Source organism: Pseudomonas fluorescens (assembly GCF_000967965.1).
GTDB lineage: Bacteria > Pseudomonadota > Gammaproteobacteria > Pseudomonadales > Pseudomonadaceae > Aquipseudomonas > Aquipseudomonas grandcourensis.
Genome location: NZ_LACC01000017.1, coordinates 1 through 20,142, shown reverse-complemented (window position 1 = coordinate 20,142; position 20,142 = coordinate 1). Strand labels below are relative to the sequence as shown.

Genomic DNA, 20,142 nt, shown 5'->3' with positions numbered 1-20,142 from the left:
ATATCAGGTGAACTCGAAGGTATCGGCATCCAGATTCGCCGGAAACCGCTGCCGATACGCCGCCAGCTCTGCCGCATCCAGCACCACCTTGAACACCCCGTCAGCCTCCCCCGCACTGAGCAACGTCTCGCCCTGAAAATCCAGCACCTGGCTGTCACCGGTATACGCAAAACCTTTGCCATCCGTGCCAATGCGATTGACCGCCGCCACATAGCACAGGTTCTCGATCGCCCGCGCCGGCAGCAAGCGGTTCCAGTGCTGGCGCCGTGCGCCGGGCCAGTTGGCGGTGTACAGCAGCAGATCGGTGTCCTGAGCGTCACGGCTCCACACCGGGAAGCGCAGGTCGTAGCAGATCAACGGTCGCACTCGCCAACCCTTGAGCTCGAACTGCACCTGGCGCTCGCCGGGGGTGTAGTGGTTGTGCTCACCGGCCATGCGGAACAGGTGACGCTTGTCGTAATGCAGCACCTCGCCATCCGGGCGTGCCCACAGCAGGCGATTGCGATGACTGCCGTCGGCGGCCTGGACGATCACGCTGCCGGTGATCACCGCATCGAGCTTTGCCGCCTGAACCCGCAGCCATTTGCTGGTGGGCCCGTTTTCCGCTTCGGCGAGGGTCTCGGATTCCATGGAGAACCCGGTGGTGAACATCTCCGGCAGAATGATCAGGTCGGCGCCGCGAGCCTGTTCCAGCAACGGCTCGAAATGCTCGAGGTTGGCCTGGCGGTCGTGCCAGGCCAGGGATGTCTGGATCAGCGCAACGGTCAGCTTCGGCAACGCACTCAGATCACGCATAGTTTTTCCGCTGCTTCACGCAGGGTCTCCTCACGCTTGGCAAAGCACAGCCGCACCAGGCGCTGGCCGACCGGTGGTGTCTGGTAGAACACCGAGATCGGGATACTCGCCACACCATGCTCGCGCGTCATCCACAGGGCCATCTCGACGTCATTGAGGTCCGGACGGATCTGCGAGTAATCGACCAACTGGAAATAGGTGCCGGTCACCCGGGTGAAACTGAAACGCGACGGCGCCAGCAGATCGCAGAACAGATCGCGCTTGGCCTGATAGAAACCCGGCAGCTCTTCCACGTGCTCAGGATGCTCGGCCATAAAATCGGCCAAGGCATATTGCAGCGGTGTCACACCACAGAAATTGACGTACTGGTGCACCTTGCGCAATTCCGCCGTCAGGGCCGGTGGTGCGACCACATAGCCGGTTTTCCAGCCGGTGACGTGGTAGGTCTTGCCGAACGAACTGACCACGAATGCACGCTGATACAGCTCCTCATGGGCCAGCACGCTGACGTGGGGCACACCGTCAAACACCAGATGCTCGTAGACTTCGTCGCTGATCACATAAATGTCGCGATCGCGGATCAAGGCTGCCAACTGGTCGAGTTCGGCACGGCTGATCAACGCACCACTAGGGTTGTGCGGGGTGTTGAGAATGATCATCCGCGTGCGCGGGCTGAGTGCCTGGGCAAGCTTCTCGAAGTCGATACTGAAGTCGTTCAGGCCCAGTTGCACATGCACGCAACGACCGCCGGCCAGCTCTACCGAAGGCTCGTAGCTGTCGTATGCCGGGTCAAACACAATGACTTCGTCACCGCTGTGGATAACCGCCTGAATGGCACAGAAAATCGCCTCGGTCGCGCCGGGGGTGACCGTCACTTCAGTATCGACATCCACCTGTGCGCCATAACTGCGGGCGATCTTCGCCGCGATCTGCTGACGCAACACCGGCAGCCCGGTCATTGGCGAATATTGATTATGGCCGCTGGCGATATGCCGGCCGACCGCATCGCACAGGGCCTGCGGGGCCGCGAAATCGGGAAAGCCCTGGGACAGATTGAGCGCGCCGGTCTGTGCCGCGAGCTGAGACATCTGAGTGAAGATAGTGATGCCGACATTCGGCAGCTTGCTGGTGATCATCGGTGGTTCCCTGCAGGTGAGCAGCTGCAAGTTTCAAGCTGCAAGCCACAAGTGGTCAAGCGTCAAACCGCCAGACGCAAAAAAGGGCCCGGACAGGACCCTTTTCGCTTTGACTTGAAGCTTGAAGCTTGAAGCTTGCAGCTGCTTCTATCGCTTATCGCGACGCTTCTTGTCGGCCTTCTTGTGGTGCGACATCAAACGACGCTTCTTGTTGACCTGACGGTCGGTGAGCGTGTTCTTGTTGCCTTCGTACGGGTTCTCGCCACCCTTGAACTCGATGCGGATCGGCGTACCGACCAGCTTCAGCACACGGCGATACGTGTTTTCCAGGTATCGCACGTAGGACTTCGGCACCTTCTCGATCTGGTTGCCGTGGATCACGATGATCGGCGGGTTCGCGCCACCGAGGTGGGCATAACGCAGCTTGATCCGGCGGCTGTTGACCATCGGCGGCTGGTGCTCGCTGACCGCGTCTTCCAGGATCTGGGTCAGGCGGCTCGTTGGCCAGCGGGTAACCGCGGACTTGAACGAGTTCTGTACCGAGGCGTAGAGGTTGCCCACGCCGGTGCCGTGCAGTGCCGAGATAAAGTGAATATCGGCAAACTCGACGAAGAACAGACGACGCTGCAACTCGATCTTGACGAAGTCGCGCTCGCTCGGCGTCATGCCGTCCCACTTGTTGATCGCGATGACCAACGCACGACCGGCCTCAAGGGCAAAGCCCAGCAGGTTGAGGTCGTGGTCTACCACGCCTTCGCGGGCGTCCATCACGAAGATCACCACGTTGGCGTCTTTGATCGCTTGCAGGGTTTTGACCACGGAGAACTTTTCAACTTCTTCGTGGATCTTGCCGCGCTTGCGCACACCGGCGGTGTCGATCAGCGTGTACTTCTCGTCGTTACGCTCGAACGGGATGTAGATACTGTCGCGGGTGGTGCCGGGTTGGTCGTAGACGATTACCCGGTCTTCCCCGAGCATACGGTTGACCAGAGTCGACTTGCCGACGTTCGGCCGGCCGATGATCGCGATCTTGATCCCGTCTTTTTCGCTTGGGCCAGGAATGCGCTTGGCTTCCTCGCCTTCGGCGACGTCTTCTTCCTCGCCTTCTTCCAACTCGTCGTCGTCTTTCGGGAAGTCACTCAGGGCGATTTCCAGCATCTGGGTGATGCCACGACCGTGAGCACCGGCGATCGGAATCGCATGACCCATGCCCAACGGAGCGAATTCGGCGCGGGCCATTTCAGGGTCGATGTTGTCGACCTTGTTGGCAACCACGTAGGAACGCTTGTTACGTTTGCGCAAATGCTCGGCGATCATCTGGTCGGCGGCGGTGAAACCGGCCTTGGCATCTACCAGGAACAGAACGACATCTGCTTCTTCGATGGCCAGCAGCGACTGCTCGGCCATCTTTTCGTCCATACCGTGCTCGTCACCGGAGATACCGCCGGTGTCGATCAGAATGTAGGAACGCCCTTGCCACTTGGCCTCACCGTACTGGCGATCACGGGTCAGACCGGACAAGTCGCCGACGATGGCGTCACGAGTCCTGGTCAGGCGGTTGAACAAGGTGGACTTGCCGACGTTCGGTCGGCCCACCAGGGCGATTACGGGAACCATGCGGCTCTCCACTTCGTTATTTCAGAAAATACAAAAGCCGCTGCGAGGCAGCGGCTGGTGCTCGGGGCAACGCTTGAAAGCGCTGCAAACCCCAGTAAACCGGGGCCGCTTGGGGGTTAAACCCCAAGCATAGTCGTTACTTGATGGTCAGGGCTTCCAGTTTGCCGCTGTTGCCATACACATAAATCGTGTCACCCATCACCAGCGGACGGGCACGCAGGCCGTCGCTGTCGATGCGCTCGCGGCCGACGAAACGACCGTCCACCTGACTCATCAGGTGCAGGTAACCTTCCAGGTCACCGACTGCAACGTAGCTTGAGAACACTTCCGGAGCCGACAGTTGACGGCGGGCCAGCGAGTCGTTGCTCCACAAGGCTGTGGTGGAACGCTCGTCGACGCCTTCAACGGTGCCCGAAGACAGGCTCACATAAACGGTACCGAAACCCTGGGCAACACCGGCATAGCTGGAAGCATCACGCTGCCAGAGCTGACGGCCGCTTTGCAGGTCCAGAGCGGCAACGCGCCCCTGATAGCTGGCGACATACAGCGTCTCGCCCGACAGCAGCAAGCCACCATCGATATCGACCACACGCTCCAGCTCCGAACGACCTTGCGGGATCGCTACGCGCTGTTCCCACACCGGTACACCGTTGGAGATGTTCACCGCAACCACTTTACCGGTCGACAGGCCAGCCACCGCGAGGCGGTTGGTCACGATCGGCGCACTGGTACCCCGCAGGGTCAGTACCGCCGGCGTGCTGTCATAGATCCAGCGACGGTTACCGGTGGAGGCATCCAGGCCGATCAGACGATCGTCCTGGGTCTGAACCACCACAACGTCACCGTTGTTGGCTGGCGGTGCCAGTACTTCGCTGGACACGCGAGCGCGCCACTTTTCTTCACCGTTGATCGCGTCCAGGGCAACGATTTCACCCTTGATCGTACCAATGGTGACCAGGCCGTAACCAACACCAACGGCGCCGGAGACAGGCAGCTCGAGGTCTTTCTTCCATTTGACGTCGCCGGTGTTGCGGTCCATCGCCATCAACACGCCAGTGACGTCGGCGGCATAGATGGTATCGCCATCGATGGCCGGAACCAGCATGTTGTAGGTTTCGCCCTGACCGTCACCGATCGAACGACTCCACTGCTTGTGCAGAACCACTTCTTCCTTGAAATCGACCAGTTCGGCCGGAGGCAGTTCTTTTTTGCTGTTGCTGCTGCAACCCGCGGCCAAAATGGCCAGAGCCAGCAATGCTGCATGTTTCCAACGAATCACGTCACGCATCCCCTTTGGCCAGGTCGTCCAGCTTGATTTGCAGGCCACCGACCGCCGCTTCATCCGACAGTGCCGCCTTGGCTTTTTGATACGCCGCGCTCGCCTCGTCGGTACGACCCAACTGCACCAGCAGGTCGCCCTTGAGCTCTTCGCGAGTGGCCAGGAATGCCTTGTCGGCATCGCCTTCGAGCAGCTTCAGTGCTTCGTCGGCCTTGTTCTGCGCGCCGAGTACCTGGGCCAGACGCTGACGAGCGATTTCGCCCAGCGCCGGGTTGGCCGGTTTGGCGATAATTGCTTTGAGCTCGGTGGCCGCGTCGTCCAGCTTGCCGCTGTCAACCGCAACCTTGGCCACGAACAGGCTGCCGTACTGCGCGTAGGCGCTGCCGCCGAACTCGCTGTTGAGCTTGCCGGCCAGGTCCGAAACACGGGCCGCATCAGGCTTGCCATCAGGCGTCAGCGTGGTTTCGAGCAATTGCTGATAGAGCATCGAGGCGCCTTGCGACTGATTGCTCTGATACTTGTGGAACGCCTGCCAGCCGAACACGATGACCAGCGCCAACAGGCCGCCAGTAACCAGGGGCTTACCGTTGCGTGACCACCATTCCTTCAATTCCGCCACATGTTCGTCTTCGGTACTCGACACCCCAATACTCCTTAATCGCTAATTCGGCTGTTTAGACAGCTTCAACCCTGCACGACGCAGGTGGCCAGGTGAGCGGCAAGCGCATCCCAGGCAATGCTTTGTTGTTCGCCCTGGCCACGCAGGGGTTTGAAACCTACCACTTGCTGGGCCATTTCGTCGTCACCGAGGATCAGCGCATACAGCGCGCCGCTCTTGTCGGCCTTCTTGAACTGGCTTTTGAAACTGCCGGCACCGGCATTCACTTGCAGGCGCAGGTTGGGCAACTGGTCACGAACGCGCTCCGCCAGGGTCAGGCCGGCCAGTTCGGCGGCTTCACCGAAGGCGCAGAGGTAGACGTCGACCTGACGGGAGATCTCTTGCGGGATCTGCTCCAGGGTTTCCAGCAGCAGGACCAGGCGTTCGATGCCCATGGCAAAACCAACGCCGGCGGTCGGCTTGCCGCCCATCTGCTCCACCAGGCCGTCGTAACGGCCACCGGCACACACGGTGCCCTGGGCGCCGAGTTTGTCGGTGACCCATTCGAAAACGGTCTTGCTGTAGTAATCGAGCCCGCGAACCAGCTTCGGGTTGATCACGTAAGGAATGCCGGCGGCGTCCAGGCGAGCCTTGAGGCCCTCGAAGTGCACGCGGGATTCTTCGTCGAGGTAGTCGGCCATTTTCGGCGCATCGACCAGAATCGCCTGTGTCTCGGCGTTCTTGGTGTCCAGGACGCGCAACGGGTTGGTCTTCAGGCGGCGCTGGCTGTCTTCGTCCAGCTTGTCCAGGTGTTGCGACAAGAACTCGACCAGTGCTTCGCGATAACGACCACGGGATTCGCTGGTGCCCAGGCTGTTCAGTTCGAGCTTGACCGCATCGCGGATGCCCAATTCGCCCCACAGGCGCCAGGTCAGCACGATCAGCTCGGCGTCGATGTCCGGACCGTCGAGGTTGAACACCTCCACACCGATCTGGTGGAACTGGCGATAACGGCCTTTCTGCGGACGCTCGTGGCGGAACATCGGGCCGATGTACCAGAGTTTCTGAACCTGGCCGCCGCCGGTGATGCCGTGTTCCAGCACCGCGCGCACACAGGCCGCCGTGCCTTCAGGGCGCAGGGTCAGAGAGTCGCCGTTGCGATCATCGAAGGTGTACATCTCTTTTTCGACGATGTCGGTCACTTCACCGATGGAACGCTTGAACAGTTCGGTGAACTCGACGATCGGCATGCGGATCTGCTTGTAACCGTAGTTATCCAGCAGACGCGAAACGGTGCCTTCGAAATGACGCCACAGAGGGGTCTGTTCGGGCAGGATGTCGTTCATGCCACGAATGGCTTGCAATGACTTGCTCACTTTAAATCCTTAAATTCGTTCGGCTCTTCAGTCAGGTTCAGCCGCGCGCAATAACGGCAGCGTCAGCTTCGACCTTTTCGGCCGCTTTCTGGCGGATCAAGCGTTCAAGCTCATCCACCAGATTGTCATTCGTCAGCTTCTGCGACGGTTTACCGTCGATGTAAATCAGGTTCGGCGTGCCGCCGGTCAAGCCGATATGGGCTTCCTTGGCTTCACCCGGGCCGTTGACCACGCAACCGATCACCGCGACATCCAGCGGCACCAGCAAATCCTCGAGACGCCCTTCCAGCTCGTTCATGGTCTTGACCACATCGAAGTTCTGCCGCGAGCAGCTCGGGCAGGCGATGAAGTTGATGCCACGGGAACGCAGGTGCAGGGACTTGAGAATGTCGTAGCCGACTTTCACTTCCTCGACCGGGTCGGCCGCCAACGAGATGCGGATAGTATCGCCAATCCCTTCGGCAAGCAGCATACCGAGGCCCACGGCAGATTTCACCGTGCCGGAACGCAAACCACCGGCTTCGGTGATGCCCAGGTGCAGCGGCTGGACGATTTCCTTGGCCAGCAAGCGGTAGGCTTCGACGGCCATGAACACGTCGGAGGCTTTCACGCTGACCTTGAAGTCCTGGAAGTTCAGGCGCTCAAGGTGCTCGACGTGGCGCAAGGCAGACTCGACCAGCGCCGCCGGGGTCGGCTCGCCGTATTTCTTCTGCAGGTCTTTTTCCAGGGAACCGGCGTTCACGCCGATACGGATCGGGATCCCGCGGTCACGTGCGGCATCCACCACCGCACGCACGCGGTCTTCGCGACCGATGTTGCCCGGGTTGATCCGCAGGCAATCGACACCCAGTTCGGCTACGCGCAGAGCGATCCGGTAGTCGAAGTGAATGTCGGCAACCAAAGGTACTTTGACCAACTGCTTGATCTTGCCGAAGGCTTCGGCGGCGTCCATGTCCGGTACGGAAACCCGCACGATATCGACGCCGGCTGCTTCCAGGCGATTGATTTGCGCGACAGTGGCCGCGACATCGTTGGTGTCGCTGTTGGTCATGCTCTGCACAGCGATAGGCGCATCGCCGCCAACAGGCACGTTACCGACCCAGATCTTGCGGGATTCGCGACGTTTGATTGGAGATTCGCCGTGCATGACTTATTGACCCAACTTCAGGCGAGCAGTCTCGCCACGGGTGAACGGAGCGACATCAACCGGCTGGCCGTTGTAGCTGACCTGAGCGCCGCGGGCAAAGCCCAGGCGCACGGAAAACGGTGGTTTGCCATTGACTGCCAGACTGTCGCCTTTGCGTTTGAGACCGCTGAAAAGCACCTTGCCACTACCGTCGGTCACTTGTGTCCAGCAATCGAAGGTGAACTGCACCTGAACCTGGCCTTGACCAGCCAAAGGCGCGGCTGCCATTGGAGCAGGGGCCGGAGCGGCTGCCGGTGCAGTCGCCACCGGAGCCGGAACGACTGGAGCTGCCGGAGCCGGAGTTGCCGGGATAACCGGCGCTGCGACAACAGGCGCGGTAGTGTGCGCGGGTGCGGCTGGCGTGGTCGGCGCTGCCGGGGCCACTGGCGCAGTCGCTTGAGTCTGTTCTGGTGCTTCAGCCGGAGCGTCGGCCTGTGGCAGCGCGAGGGCGGTTCCGCCTTCGGCCTGACCTTCCGCGACGGCCTGGTCTTCCGGCTCGTCCAGCGGATGAATCTGTGTCGTACCGTCGGCGCCTTCGACTTCAACGTGTTCCGGTGCCAGACCGATCAGGTCCTTGGTGCGCATCGAGGTCTGATCCTGCCACCAGACGAAACCGCCACCGATCACCGCGACCAGCAACAACAGGCTGACGATTCGCAAAATGGTGTGGGAAACCCGCACAGGCTCTTCAATACGACCCAGGCTGTGAACATTGCTGCCCTGAGAGTCGGTACCGGTGGATTGATCGAATTGCTGGACCAGAACGGCCTGGTCCATGCCGAGCAATTTGGCATAGGCGCGAATGTAACCGCGGGCAAACGTATGCCCGGGCAGCTTGTCGAAGGCGCCGGCTTCCAGATTGCTCAGGGAAGTGGTGGTGAGGTTGAGCTTGAGGGCCACTTCGGCCAGCGACCAGCCATTGCTTTCGCGGGCCTGGCGCAAAGTCTCACCGGGGTTTACGCGATTCGCTGCTACAACTTCGGGATGCGCCGCTTTCATCATTGCTCCGACAGGTATTGCTGATATTCCGGCGTACCGGGATAGAGTCTTTTTAGTTGCAGGCCTTTGCTTGCGGCCTTGTCGCGGTCTTCGAACACTTTTGCCAGCCGAACGCCGAGCAATAGACTACGTGCATTTTGTTCGGAGAGCTGGCTAAAACGGTCGTAATAGTCACGCGCGGGCACATAATGCCTGTCTTCGTAAGACAACTCAGCCATTTCCAGCAATGCACGTGGTTGTTGATGGTTCAGGCGCAGGGCTTTTTCCAGTTGCTGCTGGGCCAGATCGCGCTGACCGAGCATTGCAGCGGTCATGCCCAGGTTCTCGAACACCCGCGAACGCTCAGGATACAGGGTATCGGCTGCGGCTTGTTCGAAGCGCTCGTAGGCTTCGTTGTAACGTTTCTGCTCGAACAAAAAACTGCCGTAGTTATTGAGGATTCGTGCATCGGCGGGACGGGAAGCCAGCGCCTTTCGAAAATGTTCGTCGGCAAGTTCCGGTTCCATCTCGGCCTGGAACACCAACCCCAGCGCCGCGTTGGCATCAGGGTCGGAGCCATCCAGATCCAACGCTTTCTTCAACGGAACCTTGGCGCGCTCGGTCATGCCTTGTTGCAAATACCCGATACCGAGTTGCACATAGGCCTCACGCGCTTCATCACGGCCCTTGCTGGTCTTCATCGGGTTGTAGTCGCCCGAAAGCACGCAGCCAGCACACAGGCTGGCCAACAGCAAAAGCAGCGCAAAGCGCAGGGACATAGAGATCCTCTCTCGGTTATTTCGCGGCGTCTTGCGCTACATCGTTGTCGGCGTTGAGTTCACGCACGGCGATATAACGTTCGCTGCGACGGGTGCGATCCAGCACCTGCCCTACCAATTGACCACAGGCCGCGTCGATGTCTTCACCACGGGTGGTGCGGACGGTGACGTTGAAGCCGGCATGATGAAGCTGATCCTGGAAACGACGAATGGCGTTGTTGCTCGGGCGCTCGTAACCGGAGTGCGGGAACGGGTTGAACGGGATCAGGTTGATCTTGCACGGGATGTTTTTGAGAAGCTCGATCATTTCCACCGCGTGCTCGACCTTGTCATTGATGTCTTTGAGCAAGGTGTACTCGATGGTCAGCACGCGCTTTTCGCCGAGGTTCGACATGTAGCGCTGGCACGACTCGAGCAGCATCTTAAGCGGATACTTCTTGTTGATCGGCACCAATTGGTTACGCAATGCGTCATTCGGTGCGTGCAGGGACAACGCCAGGGAGACGTCGATGTGCTTGGAGAGCTCATCGATCATCGGCACCACGCCGGAGGTCGACAGGGTCACACGGCGCTTGGAAATGCCGTAGCCCAGGTCGTCCATCATCAGATGCATGGCCGCGACGACGTTGTCGAAGTTCAGCAGCGGCTCACCCATGCCCATCATCACCACGTTGGTGATGGCACGGTCGACGGTTGCCGGGACGCTGCCAAAGGATTTGTTGGCAATCCACACCTGGCCGATGACTTCGGCGGCGGTTAGGTTGCTATTGAAGCCTTGCTTGCCGGTGGAGCAGAAACTGCAATCCAGGGCACAGCCTGCCTGGGACGAAACGCACAAGGTGCCGCGTTTGCCCTGGGGAATGTACACGGTCTCGACGCAGCTGCCGGACGCCACGCGCACCACCCACTTGCGGGTGCCGTCGCTGGAGATGTCCTCGCTGACCACTTCCGGACCACGGACCTCAGCAACTACCTTGAGCTTTTCGCGCAAGGCCTTGCTGACGTTCGTCATGGCATCGAAATCATCGACACCAAAGTGGTGAATCCATTTCATTACCTGACCGGCACGGAAACGCTTCTCCCCGATTGAGTCGAAGAATTTTTCCATTTCCAGCTGAGTCAGACCCAGCAGGTTAGTTTTTACAGTCGATGTAGTCATGGATTCACCTTCACTCTTAAGCCAATGCTTAGCGAGTGGTTACTTCAGTAGCTGCGAAGAAGTACGAGATTTCGCGAGCGGCAGCGGCTTCGGAGTCCGAACCGTGTACAGCGTTGGCGTCGATGGAGTCAGCGAAGTCAGCACGGATGGTGCCGGCAGCAGCTTCTTTAGGGTTGGTAGCGCCCATCAGCTCACGGTTCAGAGCGATAGCGTTTTCGCCTTCCAGAACCTGAACGACAACCGGACCGGAGATCATGAAAGCAACCAGGTCACCGAAGAAACCACGAGCGCTGTGCTCAGCGTAGAAGCCTTCAGCTTCGGCTTTGGACAGTTGCTTCAGTTTCGAGGCTACAACGCGCAGGCCAGCTTTTTCGAAACGAGTGGTGATCTCGCCGATCACGTTTTTAGCAACGGCGTCAGGCTTGATGATGGAGAAAGTACGTTGAACAGCCATGGTGTAACTCCAGAAACGGTAATTTACGAAAAATTAAACCCGCGAATTATACGCGGGTTCTCGGGTATTGCCTAACCTGCGGCGTGGCTCAGTCGCGTTCTTCGATCCAGTGGGCCTGAATGGCCTCCAGGATCTTTTCGCCACAATGCTCAGGCATGTCGTCGAAGTCGGGCAGTTCCATCACCCATTTACGCAGATCGACGAAGTTGACCGACATAGGGTCCACGTCGGGCTTGCTTTCAGCCAGCTGGATCGCGATCTCCAGCACATCAGTCCACTTGAGTTTCATGACAATTCCTTGAATCAGTGCGCTGCTTCGGCTGCGTGGTTGAGCGAGTACTTCGGAATTTCGACGGTCAGGTCTTCGGTACCGACCTTGGCCTGACAACCCAGGCGCGATTGAGCTTCCAGCCCCCAAGCCTTGTCAAGATAGTCCTCTTCCAGCTCGTCAGCCTCTTCCAGCGAGTCGAAACCCTCGCGGATGATGCAGTGGCAGGTGGTGCAGGCGCACACACCGCCACAGGCACTTTCCATCTCGATATGGTGCTCATGGGCCAGCTCGAGGATGGACGTACCGGTCTCAGCCTCTACAACCATGCCTTCGGGGCAGAACTTCTCGTGTGGCAGAAAAATGACCTGCGGCATCGTTATTCCTCAATCTCATTCAGGTTGCGCCCCGCCAGCGCGGCTTTCACCGTCGAGTCCAGGCGGCGGGCAGCAAAGGCGTCGGTCACTTGCGACAGACGCTTGGTCTGCTGCTCGATGGCGTAACCATCGGTACCTTTCATCAGTTCGGTCAGCTCCTGCACCTGCATGTCGATGACCATGCGCTCATCGGCGTCGAGCAAGCGCTCGCCATCCGCCTCCAGAGCGGCCTGCACCGCTTCGATCAGGCGCTGGGCGTCGACCTGCTGCTCGCGCAGTACACGAGCAACCTTGTCGTCATTGGCGTGCTGGAACGAATCCTTGAGCATCCTTGCGATTTCGCCGTCGGTCAGGCCGTAGGACGGCTTGACCTGGATGCTGGCTTCAACGCCCGAACCCAGTTCGCGGGCGGAAACGCTGAGCAGACCGTCGGCATCGACCTGGAAGGTCACGCGAATCTTCGCCGCGCCAGCCACCATTGCCGGAATGCCGCGCAGCTCGAAGCGCGCCAGGGAGCGGCAGTCGCTGATCAGCTCGCGCTCGCCCTGCAATACGTGAATGGCCATGGCCGACTGGCCGTCTTTGTAAGTGGTGAAGTCCTGGGCGCGAGCGACGGGGATGGTGGTGTTGCGCGGAATCACCTTCTCCATCAGGCCGCCCATGGTTTCCAGCCCCAAAGACAACGGAATCACGTCCAGCAGCAACAGTTCGCCGCCATCGCGCTTGTTGCCGGCCAAGGTATCGGCCTGGATCGCAGCACCAATGGCTACAACTTGATCCGGGTCGATTTCAGTCAGCGGCTGACGACCGAAGGCTTCGGCGACGGCGTCACGAACGCGAGGCACGCGAGTCGAACCACCAACCATGACCACGGCATGCACGTCTTCCAGCTCGATACCGGAGTCACGCACGGCGCGGCGACAGGCTTTCAGGCTGCGAGCGACCATCGGCTCGATCAGCGCATTGAAGGCTTCGCGGGTCAGCTCGGCCTTCCAGTCACCATGGGCAACTTCAACGGCTGCAGCGTTAGTCAGAGCTTCCTTGGCTGCACAGGCGGTTTGCAGCAGGTTGCGTTGCGTACCCGGATCGAGGTCGGCGGACAGGCCAGCGTTCTCGATGATCCAGCCGGCGATCGCGTGGTCGAAGTCATCGCCACCCAGGGCGCTATCGCCACCGGTAGCCAAAACTTCGAAGACACCGCCGGTCAGGCGCAGAATCGAAATATCGAAGGTGCCGCCGCCCAGGTCGTAAATCGCGACCAGGCCTTCGGCGTGCTGGTCCAGACCGTAAGCCACGGCTGCCGCGGTCGGCTCGTTGAGCAAGCGCAGCACGTTCAGACCAGCCAGCTTGGCCGCGTCCTTGGTGGCTTGACGCTGAGCGTCGTCGAAATAGGCCGGAACCGTGATGACCGCACCGACCAATTCACCACCCAGGGTCGCTTCGGCGCGTTGACGCAGGACCTTGAGGATGTCGGCAGAGACTTCGACCGGGCTCTTCGGGCCCTGGATCGTGTCGATGAACGGCATGTGCGACTCGCCATCGACAAAGCGGTACGGCAACTGATCGCCCAGCTGCTTGACGTCGGACAGACCACGACCCATCAAGCGCTTGACCGACAGCACCGTATTCAACGGATCGGTGGCGGCAGCCAGCTTGGCGGATTCGCCAACCTCGACGCGATCGGCGTGGTAGCGCACGGCAGACGGCAGGATGACCCGCCCTTCTGCGTCGGCAAGTGGCTCGGAAAGACCACTGCGCAATGCAGCGACCAGCGAATTGGTAGTGCCCAAGTCGATCCCCACAGCCAGACGACGCTGGTGCGGTTGAGGACTTTGGCCGGGTTCGGCGATCTGCAGTAGGGCCATCGTTATCAGGACTTATCTGTATATCAGGCGTGCGACCGGAGCGGCACTGGGTTAATCGTCGAGGCGCTCTTCTAACTGGCGCACTTCGTAGGTGAGCTTGTCGAGGAACTGCATGCGCCGCATCAGGCGTTCGGCCTGTTCACGGTGCGCGGCATCGTTCCAGCAAGCTGCGAAGCTTTGGTTCAGTTCATCCTGGGCAGCCTTCAGGCGACGCTTGAAGACGGCAACGCCATTGAGGTCGGCACTGTCCTGCAGGTCTTCGAGCTCTTCACGCAACTCCATCTGCTGCAGCAGAAACTCCGGATCATGCACCGTGACCTCCAGCGGCAGCTCGCCACCATTCAAGGCGAGCAGGTAACGCGCGCGCTTGGGTGGACTCTTGAGCGTCTGGTAGGCCTCGTTGAGGCTCGCGGATTGCTCCAGCGCCAACCGCTGCTCGCGCTCGGAAGCGTCGGCAAAGCGGTCCGGATGAACACTGCGCGCCAACTCACGGTAGCGCGTAGCCAGCTGATCGAGGTCCAGATCGAAACTCGGTTGCAGCTCAAATAAAGCGAAATGACAAGGAGTACCCACGACAAGCCTCAGATGTTGAAGCTTTCGCCGCAGCCACATTCACCGCGTACGTTGGGGTTGTTGAACTTGAAGCCCTCGTTCAACCCTTCCTTGACGAAATCGAGCTCGGTGCCGTCCAGGTAGGCCAGGCTCTTCGGGTCGATGATCACTTTTTCGCCGTGACTTTCGAACACCTGGTCCTCTGCAACCACCTCGTCGACAAACTCCAGCACGTAGGCAAGGCCGGAACAGCCCGTGGTGCGAACACCCAGACGAATCCCTTCACCTTTGCCGCGCCCGTCGAGGGAGCGCCGCACGTGTCGAGCAGCCGCTTCTGTCATGCTGATAGCCATCGGTGACTCCTTACTCGTCGCCAAAACTCGAAAATCAGATCAAGCCTTTCTTCTGCTTGTAATCGCGAACGGCGGCCTTGATGGCGTCTTCAGCGAGTACCGAGCAGTGAATTTTCACTGGCGGCAGGGCCAGTTCTTCAGCCAGCTGGGTGTTCTTGATGGTTTCCGCTTCGTCCAGGGTCTTGCCCTTCATCCACTCGGTGGCGAGGGAGCTGGAAGCGATAGCCGAACCGCAGCCGTAGGTCTTGAACTTGGCATCTTCGATGATGCCGGCGTCGTTGACCTTGATCTGCAGGCGCATCACGTCGCCGCACGCCGGAGCGCCGACCATGCCGGTGCCGACATCAGGGTCTTCCGCGTCCATCTTGCCGACGTTGCGCGGGTTTTCGTAGTGGTCGATGACCTTTTCGCTGTAAGCCATGATTCTTAATCCTCACTCATCAGAGAGTCGCTCTTGAAGCCCTGAAACCTGAGTTTACAGGGCTGATTGCGGCGACTTGAAATCAGTGTGCCGCCCACTCGATTTTCGAAATGTCGACACCGTCTTTGTACATGTCCCACAGCGGCGACAGAGCGCGCAGCTTGGTAACGGCCTCGCAGACTTTCTGCGCGGCGTAGTCGATTTCTTCTTCGGTAGTGAAACGGCCGAAGGTGAAGCGGATCGAACTGTGTGCCAGTTCGTCGTTGCGGCCCAGGGCGCGCAGTACGTACGAAGGCTCAAGGGACGCCGAGGTGCAGGCCGAACCGGACGAAACCGCCAGATCCTTGAGCGCCATGATCAGCGACTCGCCTTCAACGTAGTTGAAGCTCAGGTTCAGGTTGTGCGGAACGCGGGCGGCCATGCTGCCGTTGACGTACAGCTCTTCCAGATGCTCGACCTGCTTGTAGAAACGGTCGCTCAACGCCTTGATGCGTGCGTTCTCGGCAGCCATGTCTTCCTTGGCTACGCGGAAGGCTTCACCCATGCCGACGATCTGGTGGGTCGCCAGGGTGCCGGAACGCATGCCGCGTTCGTGGCCACCACCGTGCATGGTCGCCTCGATACGTACGCGCGGCTTGCGGCTTACGTACAGGGCGCCGATGCCTTTAGGACCGTAGGTCTTGTGGGCGGAGAACGACATCATGTCGACTTTCAGCTTGGAAAGATCGATCTCGACCTTGCCAGTGGACTGAGCGGCGTCGACGTGGAACAGGATGCCCTTGGAGCGGAGCAGTTCGCCGATCGCTGCGATGTCGTTGATGGTGCCGATTTCGTTGTTCACGTGCATGACCGAAACCAGGATGGTGTCGTCGCGCAGTTCGGCTTCGATCATCTCTGGGGTCACCAGGCCATCGGTACGAGGCTCGATGTAGGTCACTTCGAAACCTTCACGCTCCAGTTGGCGCATGGTGTCCAGGACAGCCTTGTGCTCAATCTTGGTGGTGATCAGGTGCTTGCCTTTGGTGGCATAGAAATGCGCCGCACCCTTGATTGCCAGGTTGTCGGATTCGGTGGCACCGGAGGTCCAGACGATTTCACGCGGGTCGGCGTTGACCAGGTCGGCCACCTGACGACGAGCGTTTTCGACGGACTCTTCGGCTTTCCAGCCAAACACGTGGGAACGGGACGCCGGGTTACCGAAGTTTCCGTCGACCAGCAGGCATTCACTCATCTTTTGCGCGACACGCGGATCAACCGGGGTAGTCGCAGAGTAATCAAGGTAAATCGGCAATTTCATGGACTATCTCCTAAATCAGGCTGGCTGGCGTGCCGCTAGCTCTCTGGCAGTCATTCGACGGCGGACGCTTCAATCTTGTCCAGGCGTGGCGCCTTGCTGTTGCAACGGCGTTGATCCTGGCGCTGGGCTACTTCTTGCACCTCACGGCGAGTCACAAGGTCAGCCAAGCTGATACCGCTCAGAAATTCGTGGATTTGCAGGCTCAGGTCGCACCACAAGTGGTGAGTCAGGCAAGTGTCACCGGAGTGGCAGTCACCCTGGCCCTGGCATTTGGTTGCATCGACCGATTCGTTCACCGCATCGATCACCTGGGCGACCTGGATGCCCTGCATGTCGCGGGACAATTGGTAGCCACCGCCCGGACCGCGCACGCTGGACACCAGGTTGCTGCGGCGCAGCTTGGCGAAAAGCTGTTCGAGGTAGGACAGGGAGATGCCTTGGCGCTCGGAGATATCGGCCAGGGACACGGGCCCGTGCTGCGCGTGCAACGCCAGGTCAAGCATGGCGGTCACGGCGTATCGGCCTTTTGTAGTCAGTCGCATGGACAATTACCACGGAGTTCGGAATGAGGCGAGTATGCAATTCCCGAGTATTTAAGTCAACTATTAGACCTAGTACTTTAGTCAGGTTTACCCGCAAAAGAGCGGGCGCATCATAGCAGGGTCTGCGGCCTAATGGCACACCGGTCAGCGCTCTGCCATTACCTGATTACGACCTGCGCAGGAGACATCAACCGGCCTTGCTTTCGTCTTTGTCTTTTACGCAGGCGAAATCTTCTTCACGCAGCTCAGGCAGATCTTTCGCACAGTAATTGCTGCCCAAATCCTTCAATGCCCCGCACATCCCCTCCAGGCGACCATCGACCGCCTGCAAGTGATCAAGCAGCTGACCAATGGCGCGCGCCACCGGGTCGGGCATGTCTTCACTGAGGCCGTAGGCATCGAAGCCGATCTTCTCGGCCATGGCCTTGCGCTTGGCGTCCTGCTCTTCGTCGGGCTTGACGATAATCCGCCCCGGAATCCCCACCACAGTGGCACCCGGCGGCACTTCCTTGGTCACGACAGCATTGGAACCCACCTTGGCCCCGGCACCAACAGTGAACGGGCCGAGCACCTTCGCGCCCGCCCCGACCACCACGCCATTACCCAAGGTCGGGTGACGTTTGCCCTTATTCCAGCTGGTGCCGCCCAGTGTCACGCCCTGATAAATAGTGACGTCATCACCGATCTCGGCGGTTTCACCGATAACAATGCCCATGCCATGGTCAATAAAGAAGCGTCGACCAACCTTGGCACCCGGATGGATCTCGATCCCGGTCAACCAGCGACCGAAGTTCGATACCAGCCGCGCCAGCCACTTCAGGTCAGCGCGCCACAGCATCGCCGACAAACGGTGAATCCAGATGGCATGCATGCCGGGGTAGCAGGTCAGGACCTCAAAAGCGTTACGCGCCGCCGGGTCTCGGTGGAATACGCTCTGGATATCTTCACGCAAACGCTCGAACATCATTAATCCTTCCGCTTTAGGAGCTCACCACGGGCCGCTTTCTGGGTTTCCGTGAGGATGCCACGCAAAATATTCATTTCCGCCCGGCTGACCGAGCTGCGTCCGTACAACCGGCGCAGGCGCGCCATCAAGTGCCGTGGCTTTTCCGGATCGAGGAATTCGATGGCCACCAGGGTCTGCTCCAGGTGCTCATAGAATCGTTCCAGCTCGTCCATGGTCGCAAGCTCAGCGCTTTTGACCGAAGCCACCTCTTCCTTCTCGACCTTGCTCGGCTGACCTTGGGCCGCCAGCCAGGACATGCGCACTTCATAACCCAACACCTGCACCGCCGCCCCAAGGTTCAGCGAACTGAACTCAGGGTCTGATGGAATGTGCACGTGATAATGACATCGCTGCAGCTCTTCATTGGTCAGGCCGGAATCTTCACGACCGAACACCAGAGCGATTTCCGCACCCTGCCCGGCTTCCTCGACCACCTTCATTCCGCATTCGCGGGGATCGAGCAACGGCCAGGGAATGCGCCGGTCGCGGGCACTGGTACCAAGCACCAGGTTGCAGCCGACCAGGGCATCTTCCAAGGTGGCGACGACTTGCGCGTTTTCAAGGATGTCCCCGGCACCGGAGGCACGGGCATCGGCTTCGTGATGCGGGAACACACGAGGCTCGACCAGCACCAGCCGCGACAGCCCCATGTTCTTCATTGCACGCGCAGCCCCGCCGATATTGCCCGGATGGCTGGTATTGACCAGGACGACACGAATGTTTTGCAGCAAGGGAGGCGCTCTCGAACACAATAATCGGGAGCGGAATCTTACAGCTCATCAGGGTGTCCCGCCTCAAAAATAGCTGTTCAAATTTGGCGGCGTTCAATGTCGGCATGCTGCGTTGCCACTTCTCCCCATAGCAAGCTATGAGTCGGCGCGGCGCCTTGCCTGCCAACATTGACCACTCGCCAAATTTGAACGTATTTCCGAGGCGGGACACACCGTTCAGCCATGAAAGCGAACGTCGTCCTTCTCCTGTAGAAACTTTCTGATAGAATGCTCGGCTTTCTTTAACAACCTTAGGTGACACATCCATGCAGCCCATGCTGAATATCGCGCTGCGCGCCGCCCGCAGCGCCAGTGAATTGATCTTCCGCTCCATCGAGCGCCTGGATACCATCAAGGTCGACGAAAAAGACGCCAAGGATTACGTATCCGAGGTGGATCGTGCCGCCGAACAAAAAATCATCGACGCCCTGCGCAAAGCCTATCCGAATCACTCGATCATGGGTGAAGAGACCGGCATGCACGCCGGCACCGGCATCGAAGGCGAAGAGTACCTGTGGATCATCGACCCACTGGACGGCACCACCAACTTCCTGCGCGGCATTCCTCACTTCGCTGTCAGCATCGCCTGCAAATACCGCGGTCGCCTGGAACACGCTGTTGTTCTGGACCCGGTTCGCCAGGAAGAATTCACCGCCAGCCGTGGTCGCGGCGCTCAACTGAACGGTCGTCGCCTGCGCGTCAGCGGTCGCACCAGCCTGGACGGCGCCCTGCTGGGTACCGGCTTCCCGTTCCGTGACGACCAGATGGACAACCTCGACAACTACCTGGGCATGTTCCGCGCCCTGGTTGGCCAGACCGCCGGCATCCGCCGCGCAGGTTCGGCGAGCCTGGACCTGGCCTACGTGGCCGCCGGCCGTTTCGACGCGTTCTGGGAATCGGGCCTGTCCGAGTGGGACATGGCTGCAGGCGCCCTGCTGATCCAGGAAGCTGGCGGCTTGGTGAGCGACTTCACCGGCGGTCACGACTTCCTTGAAAAAGGCCACGTCGTTGCCGGCAACACCAAATGCTTCAAGGCAGTTTTGACGGCGATCCAGCCGCACCTGCCGGCCTCGCTGAAGCGCTAAGCTTCCAGCGACAGAGAAAGCACCCTTCGGGGTGCTTTTTTTATGCCTGGAATTTGCCCTTAAAAACACCGCAACCCCCTGTAGGAGCGAGCCTGCTCGCGAAGAACTCAAAAACGCCGCGTTAATCCTGAATGCGCGCGTAATCGTTGACGACCATCGCGAGCAGGCTCGCTCCTACATTGGGATTGCGGTGGTACATAAATCGCGGGCACAAAAAAAGCACCCCGCAGGGTAATGCCAGTCAGTTAA

22 protein-coding genes are annotated in these 20,142 nt (G+C 59.7%); 1 reads left to right on the top strand and 21 read right to left on the bottom strand.

The genetic code is table 11. The features are described from left to right. Positions 1-3: 3 nt before the first annotated feature. The 21 genes from VC35_RS14365 to trmJ form a co-directional block, all read right to left on the bottom strand. Positions 4-795: an amidohydrolase gene (locus VC35_RS14365; protein ID WP_046040937.1), complete on the bottom strand. Its 792-nt coding sequence runs from the start codon at positions 793-795 to the stop codon at positions 4-6. Then, complete coding sequence (locus VC35_RS14360) at positions 783-1,931, bottom strand: pyridoxal phosphate-dependent aminotransferase (protein ID WP_046041269.1); 1,149 nt, start codon at positions 1,929-1,931, stop codon at positions 783-785. The genes VC35_RS14365 and VC35_RS14360 overlap by 13 nt, the downstream gene beginning before the upstream one ends. A 147-nt stretch (positions 1,932-2,078) precedes the next feature. Then, a complete protein-coding gene (gene der, locus VC35_RS14355; protein ID WP_046040936.1) occupies positions 2,079-3,548 on the bottom strand; it encodes a ribosome biogenesis GTPase Der in 1,470 nt (489 codons plus the stop codon). A gap of 136 nt (positions 3,549-3,684) precedes the next feature. Continuing rightward, a complete protein-coding gene (gene bamB, locus VC35_RS14350; RefSeq protein WP_046040934.1) occupies positions 3,685-4,836 on the bottom strand; it encodes an outer membrane protein assembly factor BamB in 1,152 nt (383 codons plus the stop codon). Next, positions 4,829-5,470: a tetratricopeptide repeat protein gene (locus VC35_RS14345; protein ID WP_046040932.1), complete on the bottom strand. Its 642-nt coding sequence runs from the start codon at positions 5,468-5,470 to the stop codon at positions 4,829-4,831. The genes bamB and VC35_RS14345 overlap by 8 nt, the downstream gene beginning before the upstream one ends. 41 nt (positions 5,471-5,511) lie before the next feature. Then, a complete protein-coding gene (gene hisS, locus VC35_RS14340) occupies positions 5,512-6,801 on the bottom strand; it encodes a histidine--tRNA ligase (protein WP_046040930.1) in 1,290 nt (429 codons plus the stop codon). Between the two features lie 37 nt (positions 6,802-6,838). Then, complete coding sequence (ispG, locus tag VC35_RS14335; protein WP_003185136.1) at positions 6,839-7,948, bottom strand: flavodoxin-dependent (E)-4-hydroxy-3-methylbut-2-enyl-diphosphate synthase; 1,110 nt, start codon at positions 7,946-7,948, stop codon at positions 6,839-6,841. 3 nt (positions 7,949-7,951) lie between these two features. Beyond that, the gene (locus VC35_RS14330; RefSeq protein ID WP_046040923.1) at positions 7,952-8,986 is read right to left on the bottom strand and encodes a RodZ domain-containing protein; all 1,035 of its coding nucleotides are present in this window, start codon (positions 8,984-8,986) and stop codon (positions 7,952-7,954) included. Continuing rightward, the gene (gene pilW / locus VC35_RS14325) at positions 8,986-9,744 is read right to left on the bottom strand and encodes a type IV pilus biogenesis/stability protein PilW (protein WP_046040920.1); all 759 of its coding nucleotides are present in this window, start codon (positions 9,742-9,744) and stop codon (positions 8,986-8,988) included. Before pilW ends, VC35_RS14330 begins: the two co-directional genes overlap by 1 nt. A 16-nt stretch (positions 9,745-9,760) precedes the next feature. Then, positions 9,761-10,903, bottom strand: coding sequence for a dual-specificity RNA methyltransferase RlmN (gene rlmN / locus VC35_RS14320; RefSeq protein WP_046040918.1), 1,143 nt, complete (start codon positions 10,901-10,903; stop codon positions 9,761-9,763). A 28-nt stretch (positions 10,904-10,931) separates the two neighbouring features. Further along, the gene (gene ndk, locus VC35_RS14315; RefSeq protein ID WP_007916882.1) at positions 10,932-11,357 is read right to left on the bottom strand and encodes a nucleoside-diphosphate kinase; all 426 of its coding nucleotides are present in this window, start codon (positions 11,355-11,357) and stop codon (positions 10,932-10,934) included. An 88-nt stretch (positions 11,358-11,445) separates the two neighbouring features. Continuing rightward, positions 11,446-11,646 (bottom strand): Fe-S cluster assembly protein IscX, encoded by a 201-nt coding sequence (gene iscX / locus VC35_RS14310; RefSeq protein WP_007973999.1) that lies wholly within the window; start codon positions 11,644-11,646, stop codon positions 11,446-11,448. A gap of 14 nt (positions 11,647-11,660) precedes the next feature. Then, complete coding sequence (fdx, locus tag VC35_RS14305) at positions 11,661-12,002, bottom strand: ISC system 2Fe-2S type ferredoxin (protein ID WP_007982752.1); 342 nt, start codon at positions 12,000-12,002, stop codon at positions 11,661-11,663. Between the two features lie 2 nt (positions 12,003-12,004). Next, positions 12,005-13,867 (bottom strand): Fe-S protein assembly chaperone HscA, encoded by a 1,863-nt coding sequence (gene hscA / locus VC35_RS14300; RefSeq protein WP_046040915.1) that lies wholly within the window; start codon positions 13,865-13,867, stop codon positions 12,005-12,007. A gap of 51 nt (positions 13,868-13,918) precedes the next feature. Beyond that, positions 13,919-14,440 carry a co-chaperone HscB gene (hscB, locus tag VC35_RS14295; RefSeq protein ID WP_046040913.1) on the bottom strand — a complete coding sequence of 174 codons (522 nt, stop codon included), beginning with the start codon at positions 14,438-14,440 and terminating at the stop codon, positions 13,919-13,921. Positions 14,441-14,448: 8 nt separating this feature from the next. Next, on the bottom strand, positions 14,449-14,772 hold the full coding sequence (iscA, locus tag VC35_RS14290) for an iron-sulfur cluster assembly protein IscA (RefSeq protein WP_003227904.1): 324 nt from the start codon (positions 14,770-14,772) through the stop codon (positions 14,449-14,451). A gap of 34 nt (positions 14,773-14,806) precedes the next feature. Continuing rightward, positions 14,807-15,193: a Fe-S cluster assembly scaffold IscU gene (iscU, locus tag VC35_RS14285; protein WP_007974006.1), complete on the bottom strand. Its 387-nt coding sequence runs from the start codon at positions 15,191-15,193 to the stop codon at positions 14,807-14,809. An 82-nt stretch (positions 15,194-15,275) separates the two neighbouring features. Further along, the gene (locus VC35_RS14280; RefSeq protein ID WP_046040910.1) at positions 15,276-16,490 is read right to left on the bottom strand and encodes an IscS subfamily cysteine desulfurase; all 1,215 of its coding nucleotides are present in this window, start codon (positions 16,488-16,490) and stop codon (positions 15,276-15,278) included. A gap of 50 nt (positions 16,491-16,540) precedes the next feature. Beyond that, positions 16,541-17,032, bottom strand: a complete 492-nt coding sequence (gene iscR / locus VC35_RS14275) for a Fe-S cluster assembly transcriptional regulator IscR (protein ID WP_003227911.1) — start codon at positions 17,030-17,032, stop codon at positions 16,541-16,543. 187 nt (positions 17,033-17,219) lie between these two features. Further along, on the bottom strand, positions 17,220-17,996 hold the full coding sequence (gene cysE, locus VC35_RS14270) for a serine O-acetyltransferase (RefSeq protein ID WP_046040908.1): 777 nt from the start codon (positions 17,994-17,996) through the stop codon (positions 17,220-17,222). 2 nt (positions 17,997-17,998) lie between these two features. Then, positions 17,999-18,769, bottom strand: coding sequence for a tRNA (cytosine(32)/uridine(32)-2'-O)-methyltransferase TrmJ (gene trmJ / locus VC35_RS14265; RefSeq protein WP_046040907.1), 771 nt, complete (start codon positions 18,767-18,769; stop codon positions 17,999-18,001). Between the two features lie 305 nt (positions 18,770-19,074). Here trmJ and suhB point away from each other — a divergent pair, with 305 nt between their 5' ends. Continuing rightward, positions 19,075-19,893 (top strand): type III secretion system regulator SuhB, encoded by an 819-nt coding sequence (gene suhB, locus VC35_RS14260; RefSeq protein WP_007982736.1) that lies wholly within the window; start codon positions 19,075-19,077, stop codon positions 19,891-19,893. Positions 19,894-20,142 lie beyond the last annotated feature (249 nt).